The 17905-nt window shown below is 67.7% G+C and carries 16 protein-coding genes; 5 read left to right on the top strand and 11 right to left on the bottom strand.

What is annotated here, in order from left to right:
- Positions 1-243: 243 nt before the first annotated feature.
- Positions 244-792, top strand: a complete 549-nt coding sequence (gene ppa, locus ACZ1J6_RS17210) for an inorganic diphosphatase (RefSeq protein ID WP_132264572.1) — start codon at positions 244-246, stop codon at positions 790-792.
- Between the two features lie 153 nt (positions 793-945).
- Here the strand turns inward: ppa and ACZ1J6_RS17205 are convergent, their stop codons facing one another.
- From ACZ1J6_RS17205 to panC, 9 genes are all read right to left on the bottom strand, one after another.
- On the bottom strand, positions 946-1701 hold the full coding sequence (locus ACZ1J6_RS17205) for a glucose 1-dehydrogenase (RefSeq protein WP_165921362.1): 756 nt from the start codon (positions 1699-1701) through the stop codon (positions 946-948).
- Positions 1702-1875: 174 nt separating this feature from the next.
- Positions 1876-3309, bottom strand: coding sequence for a PepSY-associated TM helix domain-containing protein (locus tag ACZ1J6_RS17200; protein WP_465128261.1), 1434 nt, complete (start codon positions 3307-3309; stop codon positions 1876-1878).
- 5 nt (positions 3310-3314) lie between these two features.
- Entirely contained in the window at positions 3315-5615 is a 2301-nt protein-coding gene (locus ACZ1J6_RS17195; RefSeq protein WP_465127596.1) for a TonB-dependent receptor, read from the bottom strand.
- A 95-nt stretch (positions 5616-5710) separates the two neighbouring features.
- Entirely contained in the window at positions 5711-6112 is a 402-nt protein-coding gene (locus ACZ1J6_RS17190) for a hypothetical protein (RefSeq protein WP_132264579.1), read from the bottom strand.
- Between the two features lie 84 nt (positions 6113-6196).
- Positions 6197-6787, bottom strand: a complete 591-nt coding sequence (locus ACZ1J6_RS17185) for a hypothetical protein (RefSeq protein WP_465127595.1) — start codon at positions 6785-6787, stop codon at positions 6197-6199.
- Complete coding sequence (locus ACZ1J6_RS17180) at positions 6784-8139, bottom strand: HAMP domain-containing sensor histidine kinase (RefSeq protein WP_465127594.1); 1356 nt, start codon at positions 8137-8139, stop codon at positions 6784-6786. The genes ACZ1J6_RS17185 and ACZ1J6_RS17180 overlap by 4 nt, the downstream gene beginning before the upstream one ends.
- A 5-nt stretch (positions 8140-8144) precedes the next feature.
- Positions 8145-8831 (bottom strand): response regulator transcription factor, encoded by a 687-nt coding sequence (locus tag ACZ1J6_RS17175; RefSeq protein ID WP_132264585.1) that lies wholly within the window; start codon positions 8829-8831, stop codon positions 8145-8147.
- A gap of 71 nt (positions 8832-8902) precedes the next feature.
- Complete coding sequence (locus tag ACZ1J6_RS17170) at positions 8903-9688, bottom strand: CsgG/HfaB family protein (RefSeq protein ID WP_132264587.1); 786 nt, start codon at positions 9686-9688, stop codon at positions 8903-8905.
- 137 nt (positions 9689-9825) lie between these two features.
- Positions 9826-10695 carry a pantoate--beta-alanine ligase gene (gene panC / locus ACZ1J6_RS17165; RefSeq protein WP_465127593.1) on the bottom strand — a complete coding sequence of 290 codons (870 nt, stop codon included), beginning with the start codon at positions 10693-10695 and terminating at the stop codon, positions 9826-9828.
- Positions 10696-10886: 191 nt separating this feature from the next.
- Between panC and ACZ1J6_RS17160 the strand changes: the two genes are divergently transcribed.
- The 3 genes from ACZ1J6_RS17160 to pgmG are packed head-to-tail and all read left to right on the top strand — an operon-like array spanning position 10887 to position 13398.
- A complete protein-coding gene (locus ACZ1J6_RS17160) occupies positions 10887-11699 on the top strand; it encodes a division plane positioning ATPase MipZ (RefSeq protein WP_132264590.1) in 813 nt (270 codons plus the stop codon).
- A complete protein-coding gene (locus ACZ1J6_RS17155) occupies positions 11696-11992 on the top strand; it encodes a J domain-containing protein (protein ID WP_132264592.1) in 297 nt (98 codons plus the stop codon). The genes ACZ1J6_RS17160 and ACZ1J6_RS17155 overlap by 4 nt, the downstream gene beginning before the upstream one ends.
- A gap of 2 nt (positions 11993-11994) precedes the next feature.
- Entirely contained in the window at positions 11995-13398 is a 1404-nt protein-coding gene (pgmG, locus tag ACZ1J6_RS17150) for a phosphoglucomutase/phosphomannomutase PgmG (RefSeq protein ID WP_465127592.1), read from the top strand.
- 6 nt (positions 13399-13404) lie between these two features.
- On the opposite strand, the gene ACZ1J6_RS17145 is transcribed toward pgmG, so the two are convergent.
- Positions 13405-14676, bottom strand: a complete 1272-nt coding sequence (locus ACZ1J6_RS17145) for an MgtC/SapB family protein (protein ID WP_465128260.1) — start codon at positions 14674-14676, stop codon at positions 13405-13407.
- Between the two features lie 174 nt (positions 14677-14850).
- Here ACZ1J6_RS17145 and ACZ1J6_RS17140 point away from each other — a divergent pair, with 174 nt between their 5' ends.
- Positions 14851-17313: a ligase-associated DNA damage response DEXH box helicase gene (locus ACZ1J6_RS17140; protein WP_465127591.1), complete on the top strand. Its 2463-nt coding sequence runs from the start codon at positions 14851-14853 to the stop codon at positions 17311-17313.
- A 153-nt stretch (positions 17314-17466) separates the two neighbouring features.
- On the opposite strand, the gene ACZ1J6_RS17135 is transcribed toward ACZ1J6_RS17140, so the two are convergent.
- Positions 17467-17901, bottom strand: a complete 435-nt coding sequence (locus ACZ1J6_RS17135; protein ID WP_134094727.1) for an ExbD/TolR family protein — start codon at positions 17899-17901, stop codon at positions 17467-17469.
- Positions 17902-17905: the final 4 nt, after the last annotated feature.

Below are 17905 nucleotides of genomic sequence, written 5' to 3'. Positions count from 1 at the left end.
CATCGCGCAAGTTAGCCTTTGAAGGCAACGAAATAGCCCGGAAGCGGATCCCCGTCCGCTTCCGGGTTTTTTCGTGCCGGGCCATCGGTGTCTGAGGGGATTCGTCTATCGCAGCAGCGCATGTGTCGCAAACTGGCTACATCTACCACGATAAGGCAGTTGCGGTGCATAAGTTGCAAGGCTAAGCCCCGCGGTCAAAGACTAACCGGCACTATTGACCCGTGCCTGTAATGAAGGACCAACATGCGCATCGACATGATTCCTGTCGGCAAGAACCCGCCGGAGAGCCTGAACGTCATCATCGAGGTCCCCATCGGCGGTGAGCCCGTGAAGTACGAGTTCGACAAGGACTCCGGCGCCCTGTTCGTCGATCGTATCCTGCACACCCCGATGCGCTATCCGGCGAATTACGGTTTCGTGCCGCACACCCTGTCGCCCGACGGTGACCCGCTCGACGCGCTGGTCGTCGCGCGCTCGCCCTTCGTCCCCGGCGCGGTCGTGCGCGTTCGCCCGATCGCGGTGCTGAACCTGGAAGACGAGCACGGCGGCGACGAGAAGCTGGTCTGCGTGCCTGACGACAAGACCTTCCCTTACTATTCCGACGTGCAGGAAAAGGGCGATCTGCCGCCGATCGTGTTCAGCCAGATCGAGCACTTCTTCACTCACTACAAGGATCTCGAGGCCGAAAAGTGGGTCCGCGTCGGCACCTGGGGCGGCGCCGAGGAAGCCCGCCGCATCGTCGTCGAGGCGATCGAACGCTACGAGACCGAGGGCAAGAAGGCCGAGGCCTGATCTTCCTCCAGTAATTCCACCACCCCCCATGTGGAACGAAGGGCCGGCGGTGCAAACCGCCGGCCCTTTACATTTGTCCGGGCCTGCTTGGCCCCATAGGCGAGGCTGATGCCCGCCGGCCTGGCCTGAGCCTTGACCGGGGGGAAGACCCTCTCAGGTCACCACGCGTCCGCCGTTGACGCCGATGGTCTGGCCGGTGACGTAGCCCGAATCCTCGTGGCAGAGCCAGGCGCAGGCATTGGCGATGTCGTCCGGTTCGCCAAGGCGGCGTACCGGGACCGACTGCAGCAGCACCTCGGTCGGGATCTGGAAGCGGTCGCGGTTCGCTTCCGACATGATCGTCCCCATCACCGATCCGGGCGGGATGTTGTTCACGGTGATCCCGTAAGGCCCGAATTCCTGCGCCATGGATCGGGTCATGGTCACCACCGCGCCTTTCGAGGACGAATAGGGGATCATGTTTATCGCCCCGGTCTGCGCGCTGGAGGACGATATATTGACGATCCGGCCCCATGCCGCCGCTTTCATGTCGGGCAGGCACTCCTGCGTCATGATGAACGGGCCGCGCACGTTGACGGCGTAGATGAAGTCCCAGCGCTCGTCCGTGAGTTCCTCGAACGGCGTGAAGTCGGTGACACCTGCATTGTTGACCAGGATCGAGATCGGCCCCAGCGCCTCGCGCACCTGTTCCACGGCGGCCTGAACCGAAGCCCGGCTCGACACGTCGGCCCCCACGGCCAGGGCCGTGCCGCCCGCCTCGCGAATGGCAGCGACGGTATCGGCGCAGCGCTCGGCATCGAGGTCGAGCACGGCGACGGCCACGCCCTGTCTGGCCAGCCGCCTGGAACAGGCCGCGCCGATGCCGGCGGCAGCGCCGGTGACGATGGCAACCTTGTAGGACACACGCATTCTCCCGTTGCGGCGCCTGTCTCAGCCTGGATCGATGGCCGGGCCCGGCGCGCTTCCCCACCGGGCTAGACCGAAACGGCCGCCATCAGAAGAGGTGTGCTGAACGGGTGTTCAAGAATTCGCCGGAGCGAAGCGCCACCATTTCCTTGCTCCGCCCCGATCTCAGCTGGAGTCTCAGCTGGAAATGCGTGGTGCCCGCCAGCCCATCCAGGCGCCCAGCCGGGGCACCAGCCGCTTGCCGGCCCCTTCCAGCGCCGCCGCCAGGGCGAGCGACAATCCGAACAGCGGCATCGCCAGCGCCAGTGCGAAGACCAGCGCGACCAGCAGCCAGCTATGTCGCAGCGGCGCGAAAGCGGCGGGCGCGCCCAGCACCCGATCCGGCCGCCTACGCCACCAGAGCACCACGCTCGAAAGGCATAGCATGACGAGGCCGAGCAGGACGGCGAGGTTGACCAATTGGTTGGCCAGTCCCCACCACGCGCCCTCGTGCACGGCGACACCATAGCCGACTGCGCGGTCGATCCAGTGGCGCTGGCCGAAGCGCTGCACGCCGACCAGTCGGCCATCGCCGGAAATTTCGGCGCTGTCGCGGGCGGGGCGGTTCTCGGCCTGGCTGCGCACTTGCCACAAGGCGCCCTCGGCCATGGGCGGGCTCACTTCGACCGGCGCGGCAAAGTGAAGGCCCTGCGCCTGCGCGACGACGGCATCGAGCGCCTTCTCTCCCGGCGCTGTCATCGCCTCTGGCGCGGCCATCATCATTCCCCCGGGCATGGTCATCGCACTCTGCGCGCCATGCTCGGCGTGTTCCGCCATCATCGCCCGCATGCCGGCATCGGCGATGGCGCGGCGATCGGCATCGGCAGCGGAGCCGGCGGACCAGTCCTGCACCCCCTCCAGCGTGCCGGTGACCGCGCGGATGTTCCGGAAGTAGTCCCCCCAGGCATTGGCCCAGGGCAGGCCGGAAGCGATCAGGAACAGCGCACCGAGCGAGATCCACAGGCCGGTCACGGCATGGATGTCTCGCCAGAACAGCGCGCGGCCGCGGCGCAGGCGCGGATAGACCACGCCGGCCAATTTCCCTCCCGTCTGCCGGGGCCACCAGAGGAACAGGCCGGTAAGCAGCATGACGATGGTCCAGCACGCGGCCGTCTCGACCAGGGCCGATCCGCGATTCCCCGCCAGCAATTCGCCATGAAGGCGGAAGACGACGCGCATCAGCCTGTCCTCTTCGGCCACCTGGTGAAGGACCCGGCCGGTCTGCGGATGGACCCAGACCCGCACCTCGTCCGTGCCCTGGCCCACCAGCACTTCCACGGCATCGCCCTTGGCCTTGGGCAGGACGTACTTGTGGAGCACCGACCCCGGCACCGCGGCAACGGCGCGCGCCGCGATCGTCGCGGGCGCCAGCGCAGGGGCCGGGCCGCTCGCGACATCGCGGAAAGGTGCATAGAGCAGGCCCTCGATCTGCGGCTTGAACAAGTAGATGCCCCCCGTCACCGACAGCCACAGCACGAACGGCAGGCAGAACAGCCCGGCATAGAAATGCCAGCGCCATACGGCACGATACCAGCGTTCGGTGCGCGGCGCGGCAGCGTTCACGGTTCGGATCGTCGTCACAGTTTCCATCCCGCTTCCACCAGGAAGCTGCGCTGCGGATAGGGGTGATAGACCCAGGCCCGGTCGTTGGTGAGATTGTCCACGCCCGCGCTGAAGCGAAGCTGGTCGGTAACGTCCCAGCTCACCTTGGCGTCGAGCGCGAAAAGTTCGGACGTGTAGCCGTAAGTGTCGCCGCGCTGGAGCCCGAACAGGTCGGTGTTCGGACGGCTGGCATAGCGCACCCCGATCGAGACAAGCACCGGCGGCGCCACGCGGTATCGCAAGTTGCCGTTGAGACGCCAGCGGGGGATGCGGGGGAACTGCACACCTTCCGCTGCTGGCGCGCTGTCGTTGCGCAAGGTGGCCGAATCGATCCAGGCCGCATTGGCATCGAGATCCAGGCCCTCCAGCAGCACGCCGCGTGCTTCCGCGATCAGCTCGAAGCCATATTGCCGGGTCAGGTCGATGTTCTTGTACGTGGACGTCGTTACCCCGTTCTGGTTGAATCCGGTGAACGAGAAGATCGTGTTGCGCACCCGCTGCCAGAAGGCGGAGCCGGTGAGCTTCACTTTGCCGAACTGCCGCGCCAGCACGAGATTGGCATCGGTGGATCGCTCCGGCTTCAGGTTCGGATCGAAGCTCTGGGGGTCGAACAGGCCGTTGCCGTCCAGGCTGCCCTGAAACAACTCGCCCACCGTGGGGAACCGCGTGGCCTTGGCGAGGCTCAGTTGAAGTCTCGTATCCCCGTCGATGGACCATTCGGCCGAGGCCTTGGGCTGGAAGGCATCGGCATGGCGGCCGTCATACCGGTTGTCCACGGCAAGGCCGTTCGAACCCATCCGGCCGAGCCCGCCGTCGAAGGCGTGCCAGTCCTCGAACCGGCCGCCGAGGGTGAGTGTCACGGCCTCGACCGGCACCCGCAGTTCGGCCCAGGCGGAAAGCGTGCGGGTTTTGCCAAAGCTCCGGGTCGCGAATGTCCGGCCCGTGTCGCGGCGCCAGTTGGCCAGGCTGTAAGTGATGAGGTCGGTGCGATAGAGGTTGGCCGCGGTGCCGCCCGCCAGTTCGGCGCCGCCCAGCCGGGCCGTGGCCGCAAGCTCCCCGGTGTACCATGCCGTCGGCCCCTGCCGTGCGAGCGTCCCCGCGCCGTCCTGCGCGCCGGCATTGTAGCCCTTCGAGGTGAAGGCGTCCGAGCGCAGGATCTGGTAGGTCGAGACATTGGCCGTCACCGTCACCGCATCCGAAACCGGCGCGGAAAGCTTGATCCCTGCCAGCAGTTCGTCGCGGATGGTGCGGGACCAGTTGGCGCCGCTGGCGGTGTAGGCCTGCCCGCCGAAGGTCACGGTGCCGTCGCAGACCTTGCCTCCCGCGGCGTCGCGCAAATAGCAGTCGGGCGCGGTCTGGCTGTCGAGATTGTGCCAATAGGCCAGCAGCGCCTCGCCGGTCACGCCGGAAGCGCCATCGTAGCCGAGGCGGAGCTTGGCCTGGTCCTGGGTGATGATCGCCGGGCTCTGCGCTGCGAAGATCGGGTTGGTCGCCGTGCCCGGGGCACTGGTCATGTGCTGGCCCGGATCGACCACGGCGCCGGTCACCGCCGGAAGGGCGGGGGCGCCGACGCTCGCCGTGCTCGGAGAGAGCCCGTAGAACATCTGCGGATGGCCCTCGTTGCGGAAGTGGCGGCCCGACAGGCGGATCGACCAGGGACCGTCTTCCTGCCGGAAACCCATGCCCGCTTCGGCCGAATAGCCCCAGTAGCTGTCATGGGTGCCGTATTGGTCATAGGGCTGGTTCATGCCCTGGACGGAGACGAAGGCTTCGGTCTTCTCGGGCGAGCGGGTGGTGATATTGACCACTCCGCCCATCGAATTGCCGGCATAGCGGGCCGAGTAGGGGCCATAGACCACGTCGAACTGCGAAACCTCGCCCGGGCCGACCACGCCCCATTTGGGCGCATAGGCAAAGGAGTTGCCCAGGAAGTTGGAGACCGTGAAGCCATCCACCATGACCAGCGTCCGGGCGCTCTGGGTGGAATGCGTGCCGCGAAAGCCGGGGACGCCGTTGGAATCGCCGGCGTAGCGGGTGCGCACGAAGAAGTCGGGCGCGTATTTCATCAGGTCTTCGACGTTGCGGGCATTGACGCCCGCGAACTGTTCGTTGCCGAGGCTGACGGAAAGGCCGCGGGCTTCCAGGCTGATGGGCGCGTCGCGCTGGCCGACGACGAGGATGGTCGAGCCGGGCGCCGCATCGGCATCCTCGGCAAGGGCTGCCCCGGAAAACAGGGCAAGCGGCGTCGCGCCAAGCGCGAGCAGGAATCTGTACATGGGGATATTCACCTGATCGGCAGGCCGTCCATGAGGATCGGCATGCGCGCGTCATGTCGTGCCGCAGGCTCGGGACCGGCAGCGTCGCATCGGGATCAGGCGGGGAGGGGCGGCCCTCTCAGGGGCGGACGGATCTGCGCGCGAAGGCGGCGAAGCGCCAGCGGACGGTGCAGGACGGCCGCGACGAAGACGAACAGCAAGGCCGCCGCGACGAGCGCCGGAAGCACGGCATCGAGCGCGGCCGCGGAGTGCGAGGAAAAGGCGCAAGGGTGATCGGCGGTGTTCGACGCGTCGTGACTGCCGCCCTTGCGCTCGACGTGGATCAGCACCTTGGAGCCGGCCGGTGCCGAGCCGGAGCAAAGCTCCACCGTCAGCGCGCCGCCCTGGGCTGAAGGCATGTAGCCGGTGGGCACGAAGATCTTGAGGCACAGGGCCGCGGCCAGCAGCATTGCCGCAAGGCCGGGACGGGCCCGGAAGAACTGCCTGAGAGTGCCCACGGCGGATCGTCTACCCGCAAAGACCGGGTGCGTCATCAGGCGAAAATGTCCCAGGTGGCCCTGAGGGGCTTTTCGCGGCGGCGATCAGTCGACGACCAGGAAATAGTTGGCCTGGCTCTGGCCGCCGTTGCGCACTTCGATCAGGTAGCGCTGGGTGAACACCGGCACCCAGCGGCAGGCGCGGCGCTGGGCGTCCGCCAGGCAGACCGGCTTGTGGTCGGCATCGACGACGCGCAGGCTCAGCGGCTCGCCGCCCACGGCGGAAAGGGCGATGCTGGCCTTGCGGCCCGAAAGGAACACCTGCTGGAAGGAATCGCTCTTGCCCGCGCCGATCTGGCCGGAGCGGTAGCCCGGCCCGAGCGGGCTGCCGCGCAAGGGCGAGCCTGCCGCCGCCGGCACCAGTGCACGCCAGGCGGGGACCGGATCGGCGCCGGTCCAGCCTTCCATCGGCCGGGCGCCGGAACGGTCGATCACGCGCAGCGCATCGCCCAGCGCTGCCGGGTCGGCGGAACCGGCGGCTTCCTGCGCGGCAAGCAGGGCCTGGGCCACGCGCTCGTCCCGCGACGGGGGCAGGGCTGGTGCGGCTGAGACTGGGGCAGGCACGCAGAGCGCCGGCGTGCCGACCAGCAGCGCCGCGCCGGCCAGGACGTTCAGGGCGGACCTGGGCGCATTCATGGTTTCGACTCCGGTGCAATCGTGAAGCAGGCGCCTTTTTCGGTGGGCGCGAGAGTGATTTCAAGATGATGGCGCTCGGCAATCGCCTTGCAGAGGGCAAGGCCCAGCCCGGCGCCGTTCTGGCCGTCCCGGTTGGCCGCGCGGCCGAACTTCTCGAAGATGCGCTCCCGCTCTTCGGCCGGAACGCCGGGGCCATCGTCGCGCACGGTCAGCCGCGGCCCCTTCTCCAGCTCCAGCCTGACGTTTCCGCCCGGGGGGACGAACTTGAAGGCATTGTCGAGCAGGTTGGTGATGAGCCGGGTCAACTGCATTTCCTCGCCTTCCACCACGACGCCGGGGGTGATGGCGAGTTCGAACCCGTGGCCCGATTCCTCGGCACTGTCGGCATAGAGTTCGCCCAGTCGCTCGGCGAGAAGGCTGAGGTCCACCGGGGCCAGGCCATGGCGGTCGCCGCGGCGGGCCTGGCTGGCGGCGATGTCCAGAAGCGATTCGAGCATGCGGATGATGCCGCGGATCTCCAGCCGGGCATCGACGATCCGCGCCGACGTTTCGCCGTCGGGCGTCGCGGCCAGCGCCCGCACCAGGCGGTTGTCCAGATGCATGAGCGGGGTGCGCATCTCGTGCGCGACCTGGTCCGTGGTTTCGCGCTGGGCGCTGGCGAGGCGGCGCAGGCGGGAGAGGGCATCGCCGGAGTGGCGGGTCAGCTCGTCGATCTCGTCGCGGTCCTTCGAGCCTTTGGCGAGCTGGGCCAGCGCGGCATCGTAGGGGTGGCGGAAGGCGGCGTTGATGCGCTCGATCCGGCCGGCCAGGCGGCGCGCGGCGAACCAGCCGGCCAGCGCCACGGCACCCACCGCCAGCAGCCCGCCGGCCAGGAAGGCCAGCGCGACTTGCCGCAGCAGCAGGCCGAGATCGCGGTACTCGTGGGCAACCAGCAGCCGCAGGTCCGGCCCGAGCTGGGTGGCGCGGCCCAGCGCGCGCTGGCCATCGGGCAAGGTGACATCGCCGGTTTCCGAGACGCCGGCGTGGAGGCCGGGCCATGCGCGAAGGTCGCCCGCGAGCGGCGCGCCCCTGGCGTCGGCCAGAAGATAGTGCGCCGGGTTGGCATCCCGCGGCTGAAGCGCAAGGCGGTCGTTGATGCGGTTGGAAAGTTCGACCGCGCCGCCGCTGGCGAAAATGTCGACCATGCCCGCAAGGTCCACGTCCACCGCGCGTTCCAGCGCCAGGCGGTTGGTGCGCTGGATCGTGGTATCGGTCAGCAGCCAGAGGCCGAACGTGATCATCGCCGCGATCAGGATCGCCCAGGCGACGATCTGGGTAAAGATCGACCTGTGAATTTCCACGAGGCGCGCCATGGCGTCTAGCGCCCGTCGAGCAGGCGGTAGCCCGAGCCCCAGATCGTCTCCAGCGCGGGCGTATCGAAGCCTTCCTCCAGCTTGCGGCGGAGGCGGCCGATATTCACGTCGACGACGTTGGTCTGCGGGTCGAAGTTCATCTTCCACACGTCGCGCAGCAGCATCTCGCGCGTCAGCACTTCGCCGGCGTTTTCCATGAAATAGCGGAAAAGCTCGAATTCCTTGGGGCTCAGCGCGAGGTGGCAATTGTTGCGGAAGGCGGTGCGCGCTTTCACATGGCACTCGAAGGCGCCGTAGAGGATCACCGCGCTATGCGCCCGACCCGAGGCGCGGCGGTGAAGCGCGCGGAGCCGGGCGAGCAGTTCCGGCGCTTCGAAAGGCTTGGCCAGGTAATCGTCCGCCCCGGCGTCCAGCCCCTCGGCCCGGTCGCTGGTGCGGCCCAGCGCGGAAAGCATCAGCACGGGCGTGCCGATGCCGCTTTCGCGCAGGCGCGAAAGGATCGTCAGCCCGTCGAGATCGGGCAGCATGCGGTCGAGGATGATGACGTCGAAATGCTCGAAGCCGGCCAGCTTCAGGCCTTCCTGTCCGCTTTCGGCCCAGACGAGCGGGATGCCCGCCTGCGCGGCCAGCTCCTTCACTTGCGTTGCGGCGCGGACGTCGTCTTCGATATAGAGGGTTTTCGGGCCGCTCATGGCGCTGTTCGCTGCTGCGTCGTACCGGCCGGGAAAAGGCCCCGGCCGGTCATTCCGCAAGATCGTGTCGATCAGTGGGCCTGGGCGTTGGTGGCCTGCGGGGCCGCCGCCGAGGCGCTTTCGGGCAGGCCGCCGAGCTGGGTGACCAGCTTGGTATAGGCATCGAGATAGGCGAGCACGATGATCTGGCCGATCTGGGTGTTCTGGTAGCCGCCGCCGCCGGCCGCGCCGAACGTGCCGCCGAAGAAGCCGCCACCGCCGCCGCCGAAGCTGACGTCCGACTTGCGGGCATAGCCCTCGGTCAGCGCTTCCTCGACCGTGGTGCGCGCGTTGACGATGGAGAGCGTGACGTTGGCCTCGCCCTTCTTGACGTTGAGGCCGCCGGCGATCGCGCCGAAGCCGCGACCGAACAGGCCGCCCACGCCGCCAAGCGCCGCGCCGAGACCGCCGCCGCCGGAATTGTTGTTGGTGGAGACGATATCGGGCTGGATGAAGTAGTCCGCCGCCTTGATCTGGCCCTTGCCGATGTTCGAGCCCTTCTGAAGCTCACCCTGTTCGGCCAGCGCGCGTTCCATCGCGCTGTTCTGCAGCGAGCGGCCGCGGTTCACCATGGTGAAGCAGCCGGACTTCTGCACGAAGACGCGCAGGATCGCCTCGGGGCTGCCCAGGCTCAGTTCGCGCCACCACTGGTTCTCGGGCTCGACGATGGCGACGGTGCCGAGGTTCTTGCGGCACACCGGGATTTCCTGGGTGCCCTTGTCCTGGACCTTGCGCGCGGAAGAACGGTCTTCGGCGAAAGCCGAGGGCGCGCCGGCCACGACGGCAAGTGCGGCGAGCGCACAGGCGAATTTCTTCATGATGACTTCCCTCTGTTGCACCGGACGCGGGGCGACCCGGCCTTCCCAACCCGGTTCGACCTTAAGCCGGAATTCCCGGCACGCAAATGACTATTGCTGTGAGATTTCCCGAAGGAAAAATCGGGATGGCGCAGCGACTATTCCGGCAAGACCGCCATGTTGTCGATCAGGCGGGTCGTGCCGATCCGCGCCGCCACCAAAAGACGCATCGGCGCGGTCCCGCGCGAATCCAGCGGGGCAAGGCTGTCGGCATCGCGAAGCTCGGCATAGTCGACCGAGGAGAAGCCGCCTGCCAGCAAGGCGTCCTTCAGATGGCCGATGCAGGCCGCTACGGGCTCGCCGTTCCGAATGCCCGCGATCGCGACTTTCATGGCCATCGGCAGGGTGACGGCCTGCAGGCGCTGCTCGGCCGTGAGGTAGGCATTGCGCGAGGACATGGCGAGGCCGTCCTCCTCGCGGACGGTGGCCACGCCCAGCACGGCGTCGGCGTGGGGGCTGGTCAGGTCCAGATCGCGGGCCATGCGGCGGATCACGGCGAGCTGCTGCCAGTCCTTCTCGCCGAACAGGGCGACGTCGGGCAGGACCTGGTGGAACAGTTTGCACACCACGGTGGCGACGCCGTCGAAGTGACCGGGGCGCGATGCGCCGCAAAGGCCGTCGCTGACGCCGGTGACGGAGATATTGGTGGCAAAGCCCTGCGGGTACATCGCCTCCACGGTGGGTGCCCAGACCAGGTCCACCCCTTCCGCTTGCAGCAGCGCACAATCACGCTCCAGCTGGCGGGGATACTTGTCGAGATCCTCGTTCGCGCCGAATTGCAGCGGGTTCACGAAGATCGAGACGACGACGTGATCGGCCTGCTTCCGCGCTTCGCGCACCAGTGTCAGATGGCCTTCATGGAGCGCGCCCATTGTCGGCACCAGGGCGACGGCTTTCGGCCCGTCGGGCGACTGGCGCAAGGCGGCAACGGCACGGCGCAGTGGATCAAGGCTGTGGAGGGTTTGCATTGGGTGTCACTGCTCCGATAGGATGCACTTGACCGGTGGTCGCGCCTGCCCTTAGCCGCACCGCGCCCCGGGCGGCAATGGGTTTGACCCGCTTCGGCGGTTAAGGATTTGATTTCGCTTCCCGGGCTAAAGTCCGGGGGCAGCGAATCCGGGCTAGGGCCCGGGGGCAACAGGGAAAGCGAACAGGGTCCGTGACAGCGCATCGCATCGTCTTCGCCAATGAAAAAGGCGGCACCGGCAAGTCCACGACAGCCGTCCACGTCGCCATCGCGCTCGCCTATCAGGGCGCCAAGGTCGCCGCGATCGATCTCGATCCGCGCCAGCGCACTTTGTACCGCTATCTGGAGAACCGCGTCGAAACCGAGCGCCGCCGCGAAATCGCGCTGCCCGGCGCTCGCTTCTCGGTCTACGACGGCGAGGATATCGGCGAGCTGGACGATCTGGCCGAAGCCATCGCCGATGGTTACGACTTCCTGATCTTCGACACGCCCGGCCGTGACGACCAGTTCGCCCGCCACGTCGCGGCAACGGCCGATACCCTGGTCACCCCGCTGAACGACAGCTTCATCGACTTCGACCTCATCGGCCAGGTCGAGAGCGAATCGTTCAAGGTGAAGAAGCTTTCGTTCTACGCCGAACTCATGTGGGAAACCCGCAAGAAGCGCGGCCTCAAGACCATCAACGAAGGCCGCCGCGAACTCGACTGGGTGGTCGTGCGCAACCGCGTCCAGCACGTCGAGGCGAAGAACATGCGCCGCCTGGAAGGCGCGCTGCTCGAACTGTCCAAGCGCGTGGGCTTCCGCATTTCCAACGGGCTTTCCGAGCGCGTCATCTTCCGCGAGCTGTTCCCCTCGGGCTTGACCCTGCTCGACAAGGGGCATCTTGGCGAACTCGGCACCAGCCATCTCGTGGCACGTCAGGAACTGCGCCAGCTGGTGGCGGGGCTCAACCTGCCGATGCCGACGAACCGTGAGCCGGATCTCCAACTCGCCGGCGACGAATGAAACTGCTCTGGCTCATCGCGCTCGGCTGCATTGCCTGGCGGCTGATCAAGGGGCGCTGGCCGTGGCAGGGCAAGGCGCTGCCCGGTCCCTCCTTCGCGGACGTTCACGCCAGCGCGCAGGCGCGGGCGCTGCTGGGCGTGAGTGAAGGCGCGGACCGCCGCGAAATCCTCGACGCGCACCGCCGCGTCGTCGCGCAAGTCCATCCCGACCGGGGCGGCACGAACGAGAAAGTTCACGAAGCGAACGCGGCGCGCGATCTCCTGCTGGCCAGGCTGAGCAGCCCGCAGGCCTGAACATGGGCCACAGGTTCGATCCCACCATCCTGCGCGAATACGACATTCGCGGCGTGGTCGGCCGGGATCTCGGGCCGCAGGACGCTCATGCGATCGGCCGGGGCTTTGCCACCGTGCTGCGCCGCGCCGGGGGGCGCAAGGTGGCGGTGGGCTACGACGGCCGCCTCAGTTCTCCCATGCTGGAAGCGGCGCTGGTCGAAGGGCTGCGCGCCAGCGGCGCGGACGTGGTCCGCATCGGCCTGGGGCCGACGCCGATGCTCTATTATGCCGAGGCGACGTCGGGCGACGTGCAGGGCGGCATCCAGATCACCGGCAGCCATAATCCCGCCGATCACAACGGCTTCAAGCTGGTGCTGGGCGGGCGGCCGTTCTTCGGCGCCGATATCGTCCGCCTGGGCGAAATGGCGGCGGTGGGCGACTGGGACGAGGGCGCCGGGCAGGTCGAGCAGCGCGAGGTGCTGGAGGCTTATGTCGATCGCATCGCGCAGGGCGTTTCGGGGCTCTCGCACGAGGCGCTTGCCGGTCTGCGGATCGGCTGGGATGCCGGCAACGGCGCGGCCGGACCGGCGCTGGAGCGGCTCGCGGCGCGTCTGCCGGGCGAGCACCATCTGTTGTTCACGCAAGTGGACGGTACTTTCCCGAACCACCATCCCGATCCCACGGAAGAACGGAACCTTGCGGACCTGAAGGCGCTGGTCGCCGCGAAGGGTCTGGACTTCGGCGTGGCTTTCGACGGCGATGCCGACCGGATCGGCGCCATCGACGGCCTGGGCCGGGTGATCTGGGGCGACCAGTTGCTCGGGATCTTCGCGGAAGACGTGCTGGCGCGCATGCCGGGGGCCACGGTGATCGCCGACGTCAAGGCATCCGGCGCCGTGTTCGACACGATCGCGCGCCACGGCGGGCGCCCGCTCATGTGGAAAAGCGGCCATTCGCACATGAAGGCCAAGATGAAGGAGACCGGCGCGGCGCTGGCGGGCGAGACCAGCGCCCATGTCTTCTTCGCGGACGAATTCTACGGTTTCGACGACGGTCTCTACGCGGCGGTCAGGTTGATGGCGGCCACGGTCCGCCTGGGGCGCTCGGTGACCGAACTGCGCGGCGCGATGCCGGAGATGCTCAATACGCCGGAACTGCGGTTCCAGGTGGACGAGGCGCGCAAGTTCGCGGCCGTTGCGGAAGTGCGCGCGCGGCTTGCCGAGGCGGGGGCGGTTTTCGTCGACATGGACGGCGTTCGCGTCACCACACCCGATGGCTGGTGGCTGCTGCGCGCTTCCAATACGCAGGACGTGCTTGTCGCCCGCGCGGAAAGTCACTCGGCCGAGGGACTGGAGCGGCTGGTGGGCGAGATCGACGGGCAACTGGCGGCCTCGGGCCTGCAACGCGGGCCGCAGGCGGGGCACTAGCCGCGCCTAGCGCAGGACGAGCCAGGCAAGGCCCACGGCCAGGGCGCTGCCGACCAGGGGGATCACGCCGTCGCGGCCTTTCTCCCATCCCGCCACGCTGGCGACGACGCCGGCCTTGAACAGGGTGTTGAGCGCCACCGGCACTGCCAGAACCAGCCCGGCGGTACGCGGATCGAGCGTCTGGCCGGCCAATCCGCCCATGGTGATGATGGCGGAATCGACGTCCACCGTGCCCGAGATCGCCAGGACCAGCGCAAGGCCGCGGTCCCCGAAATTCTGCAGGACCCATAGCGAGGCGACGGTGAGCACCATGACCAGACCGGCGAGCATCAGCGCGGGGGCGACGTCGAAGGGATTGCGGATCGTCATCTCGTGGCTGGTGTCGCCCACTTCGGCGAAGCGTGTGCGGTGGAGATACCAGGCGGCCAGCGCGAGGCTGACCGTGAGGCCCGGGGCGATGAGCCTGACCAGCATCGGCAAGGCGGCCGGCGCGAGCAGGCCGGTCAGGACCATCACGCGCAGGAACATGACGACGGAGGATACCGATACCGCAGAGGCCAGCACGGGCGCCGGTATGGCGCCGTCCTTCATGCGGTTGGCGATCGAGGCGGTGACCGCGGTCGAGGAGACCAGCGCACCGGCCGCGGCCGTGGCGATGACCCCGCGCGCCGCGCCGACGATGCGGGTGGCGAAGTAGCCCGCGAAGGAAAAGCCGGAGACCAGCACCACGATCAGCCAGAGCTTCCGCGGATTCCAGGCGGCGTAAGGGCCGAAATCCTGGTTGGGCAGGAGCGGCAGGATCACCAGCGCGATCAGGGCGAAGCGGGCGATCGAGAGAACCTCGCGCTGGCTGAGGCGATCTATCCAGCCGTGCAATTGCTCGCGCATGGCGAGCAGCAGGACCATGACCACCGCGATCACGGTGCCGATCAGCCGCTCGCCCAGGCCCACCATCAGGCCGCTCGCCAGCGTCAGCAGCGCGACGACGCCGGATGTGCCACTGACGCTGCTGTTCAGCCGCGCGTCCCGCCAGTAGCCCACGATCACCAGCAGGGCGGCAGCGCCGAGCAGGACGGTGGCCGGGCCGGGGGCGGGGGCGAAGAGAATGCCCGCAAGCCCGCCGGCAAGGCCCATCAGCGCAAAAGTGCGGATGCCGGCGAAGCGCGATCCGTCGGCCTGTTCGCGCGCGGCCCAGCCGCGTTGCAGGCCCACCAGCAGCCCCAGTGCGAGGCTGACGGCCAGGGCGATCAGGTGTCTGAGATCGAGATCCGTCGGCATCGTCACCCTGGCCCTCGCTGCTGGGAATCGGCCGACCATCCGCGAAGGGGCACAAGTACGCAAGAAGATTGGCGCAACCGCGCCGCATGCTCGGGCTTTCCTGTTGTTCGCCCCCATGCTTCAACGGAGCCGTGCTGCAACCACCCGAGCGATGACCGTGCCGAGATCGACTTCATGACGCCGGCAACGGCCGTCCCTCCCGAGCTTGGCGACTGGTTCGCCGGGCGCGGATGGCGCGTGCGGCGGCACCAGCTGGAGATGCTGGAAGCCTCCGACCGCGGACTTCACGCCTTGCTGGTTGCCGATACCGGGGCCGGCAAGACGCTGGCGGGCTTTCTGCCCACCCTGGCGGCGTTCTGCCCCTCGCGGCTGGACGGCGGGCCGCTGCCCGAGGGCCTGCACACGCTCTACGTCTCGCCGCTAAAGGCGCTGGCGCACGATGTTCAGCGCAATCTCCTGACGCCCGTGGAGGAGATGGGGCTGCCGATCCGCATCGAGACCCGCAGCGGCGATACCCCCTCGGACCGCAAGGCCCGCCAGCGCGCCCGGCCGCCGCATGTGCTGCTGACCACGCCCGAATCGCTCTCGCTCCTGCTGAGCTATCCCGAGGCGCCCACGCTGTTTGCCGGGCTTCAGCGCGTGGTCATCGATGAAATTCACGCCTTCGCCACCGGCAAGCGCGGCGATCTCCTGGCGCTGGCCTTGTCCCGGCTGCAGGCGCTTTCGCCGGCGCTGCAACGCGCGGGCCTGTCGGCGACGCTGGCGGACCCTGACGCCTTTCGCGGCTGGCTCGCGCCCTGGGGCGAGATCGATGCCGTCCAGCTCGTCGAAGGCGAGGCCGGCGCCGAGCCCGAAGTATCGATCCTGCTGCCGCAGGAAGAACGCATCCCGTGGAGCGGCCACGCCGCCACCTGGGCGATCCCGCAGCTGATCCAGCAGGTCAAGGCCCACCGCACCACGCTGATCTTCACGAACACGCGCTTCCTGGCGGAATATATCTTCCAGGAGTTGTGGAACGCCAACGAGGACAACCTGCCGATCGGCATCCACCATGGCTCGCTCTCCAAGGAGGCGCGGCGCAAGGTGGAAGGGGCGATGGCGGAGGGGCGGCTGCGGGCCCTGGTCTGCACCGCCAGCCTGGATCTCGGGGTGGACTGGGGCGATATCGACCTGGTCGTGCAGATGGGCGCGCCGAAAGGATCGTCGCGCCTGCTCCAGCGCATCGGCCGCGCCAATCACCGGCTCGATCAGCCCAGCAAGGCGCTGCTGGTGCCGGGCAACCGGTTCGAGTTTCTTGAGGCTTTCGCCGCGCAGCAGGCCGTTCACGAGGGCCAGCGCGATGGCGAGCCGTTCCGCCCCGGCGGCCTCGACGTTCTGGCCCAGCACGTCATGGCCGTCGCCTGCGCGGGCCCGTTTCGCGAGGATGCGCTGCTATCGGAAGTGCGCTCGTCGCTGGCCTATGCCTGGGTGGACGAGGCCATTTTTGCGCGCGTGCTCGATTTCGTGGCGACCGGGGGATACGCGCTGCGCTCCTACGATCGCTTCCGCCGGATCGTGCGCGAGAAGGACGGGACCTGGCGGCTGACCCACCCCGAGCATGCCGCACGCCACCGGCTCAACGCCGGGATCATCGTCGATTCAGAGATGCTCGACGTGCGCTTTCGCAATGGCCGCTCGCTCGGCAAGGTCGAGGAGGGGTTCGGGGCGAGCCTCAAGCCGGGGGACACTTTCCGCTTCGCCGGAATGGACCTGGAAGTGGAGGCGCTGCGCGAACTGGAGCTGGTCGTGCGCGCGGCGCGGCGCTCGGCGACGATCCCCAGCTACATGGGCCAGCGCATGCCGATCTCGACCCATCTTGCGGACCGGGTGCGTGCCATGCTGTTCGACCGCGCCGGCTGGTCGCGTTTTCCCGACGACGTGCGTGAATGGCTCGAAGTGCAGGACTGGCGCTCGCACTTGCCCGCGCCGGGGCGTCTGCTGATGGAGAGCTTCCCGCACCAGGGCCGCGCCTATACCACCTATTACACCTTCGAGGGCTGGCCGGCGAACCAGTCGCTGGGGATGCTCGTGACGCGGCGGATGGAAGACCGGGGGCTGGGGCCGCTCGGCTTCGTGGCGACGGACTATGCGCTGGTGGTCTATGGCCTCAAGCCGGTGGACGATCCGGCCTCGCTGCTCTCGCCGGACATCCTGACGCACGAATTCGTCGACTGGGTGCAGCAGTCCTATCTTCTGCGCCGGGCTTTCCGGGAGGTTGCGGTGATTTCCGGCCTTGTCGAGCGGCAGCAGCCGGGCAAGCGCAAAACCGGGCGGCAGGTGACCTTCTCGACCGACCTGATCTACGATGTCCTGCGCAAGTACGAACCCGATCACCTCCTGATCGAGGCGGCCTGGGCCGATGCTCGGGCGCGGATGACCGACGTGGCGCGCGTGGCCGATGTGCTGGACCGTGCGGCGAAGGAAGTGGACCATGTGCGGCTGGAGCGGATCAGCCCGCTTTCGGTGCCGGCGATTTCGATGATCGGCCGGGAATCGCTGCCCTCGGGATCGGCCGACGAGGATCTGCTGGTGGAGGCGGAAAGCCTGGCCTCCATGGCCATGCGGGTGGACCCGGTGGCCGAGCCTGAGGAAGACTGAGCCAGGCAACGACTTGGACTGAATAGGGCTTGGCCTGAATAGGACTGGCCGGACTAAGGCGGCTCCAGACTAAGGCTGCTCCAGACAACAAAAAAGGGGCGGATCGCTCCGCCCCTTCATTGGTCCTTGAGAGACCGGTTCCGTTCGTTCGGCTTACTTGCCGAAGTCGCGGAACTGTTCGTTGCCGACGAAGCCGAACTTCGTGACTTGCGCCGCCTTGATCACCTGCAGCACCTGGGCCGAGAGATCGTAGCTGGCGTTCGCTTCCGGCTGGTACTGCAGCTCGGGTTCGACCGCGTAGCTCAGCGACTGCTTGAGCAGATTCGCGAGACCCGGGCCGTCAACCTGCGTACCGTTCCAGAGGATCTTGTCGTCCGCGGTGAGAACCACCTTGTTGCGGATCGGATCGACCGGAGGAGGCGTGTTCGTCGGAGGGGTCGCAACCGGAAGATCGATGTCGATCGAGTGGGTCGCAACCGGGATGGTAATGATGAACATGATGAGGAGAACGAGCATGACGTCGATCAACGGCGTCGTGTTCATTTCCATCATCGGCTCGCCATTTTCCTTGCCGCCTGACATTGCCATGGAA

This window comes from Novosphingobium sp. BL-S-21 (assembly GCF_055521655.1).
The sequence above is the reverse complement of the archived record's forward strand: the minus strand, read 5'-3'. Positions and strand labels throughout refer to the sequence as shown.

Bases quoted from the DNA above. Each gene is read 5' to 3' on its own strand.
- ACZ1J6_RS17175 (WP_132264585.1), bottom strand. From the start codon at position 8,831: ATGAGCGGCCCGAAAACCCTCTATATCGAAGACGACGTCCGCGCCGCA.
- ACZ1J6_RS17155 (WP_132264592.1), top strand. From the start codon at position 11,696: ATGAAACTGCTCTGGCTCATCGCGCTCGGCTGCATTGCCTGGCGGCTG.
- ACZ1J6_RS17185 (WP_465127595.1), bottom strand. From the start codon at position 6,787: ATGAATGCGCCCAGGTCCGCCCTGAACGTCCTGGCCGGCGCGGCGCTG.
- ACZ1J6_RS17145 (WP_465128260.1), bottom strand. From the start codon at position 14,676: ATGCCGACGGATCTCGATCTCAGACACCTGATCGCCCTGGCCGTCAGC.
- ppa (WP_132264572.1), top strand. From the start codon at position 244: ATGCGCATCGACATGATTCCTGTCGGCAAGAACCCGCCGGAGAGCCTG.
- ACZ1J6_RS17195 (WP_465127596.1), bottom strand. From the start codon at position 5,615: ATGTACAGATTCCTGCTCGCGCTTGGCGCGACGCCGCTTGCCCTGTTT.
- ACZ1J6_RS17205 (WP_165921362.1), bottom strand. From the start codon at position 1,701: ATGCGTGTGTCCTACAAGGTTGCCATCGTCACCGGCGCTGCCGCCGGC.
- pgmG (WP_465127592.1), top strand. From the start codon at position 11,995: ATGGGCCACAGGTTCGATCCCACCATCCTGCGCGAATACGACATTCGC.
- ACZ1J6_RS17170 (WP_132264587.1), bottom strand. From the start codon at position 9,688: ATGAAGAAATTCGCCTGTGCGCTCGCCGCACTTGCCGTCGTGGCCGGC.
- ACZ1J6_RS17140 (WP_465127591.1), top strand. From the start codon at position 14,851: ATGACGCCGGCAACGGCCGTCCCTCCCGAGCTTGGCGACTGGTTCGCC.
- ACZ1J6_RS17135 (WP_134094727.1), bottom strand. From the start codon at position 17,901: ATGGCAATGTCAGGCGGCAAGGAAAATGGCGAGCCGATGATGGAAATG.
- ACZ1J6_RS17180 (WP_465127594.1), bottom strand. From the start codon at position 8,139: ATGGCGCGCCTCGTGGAAATTCACAGGTCGATCTTTACCCAGATCGTC.
- panC (WP_465127593.1), bottom strand. From the start codon at position 10,695: ATGCAAACCCTCCACAGCCTTGATCCACTGCGCCGTGCCGTTGCCGCC.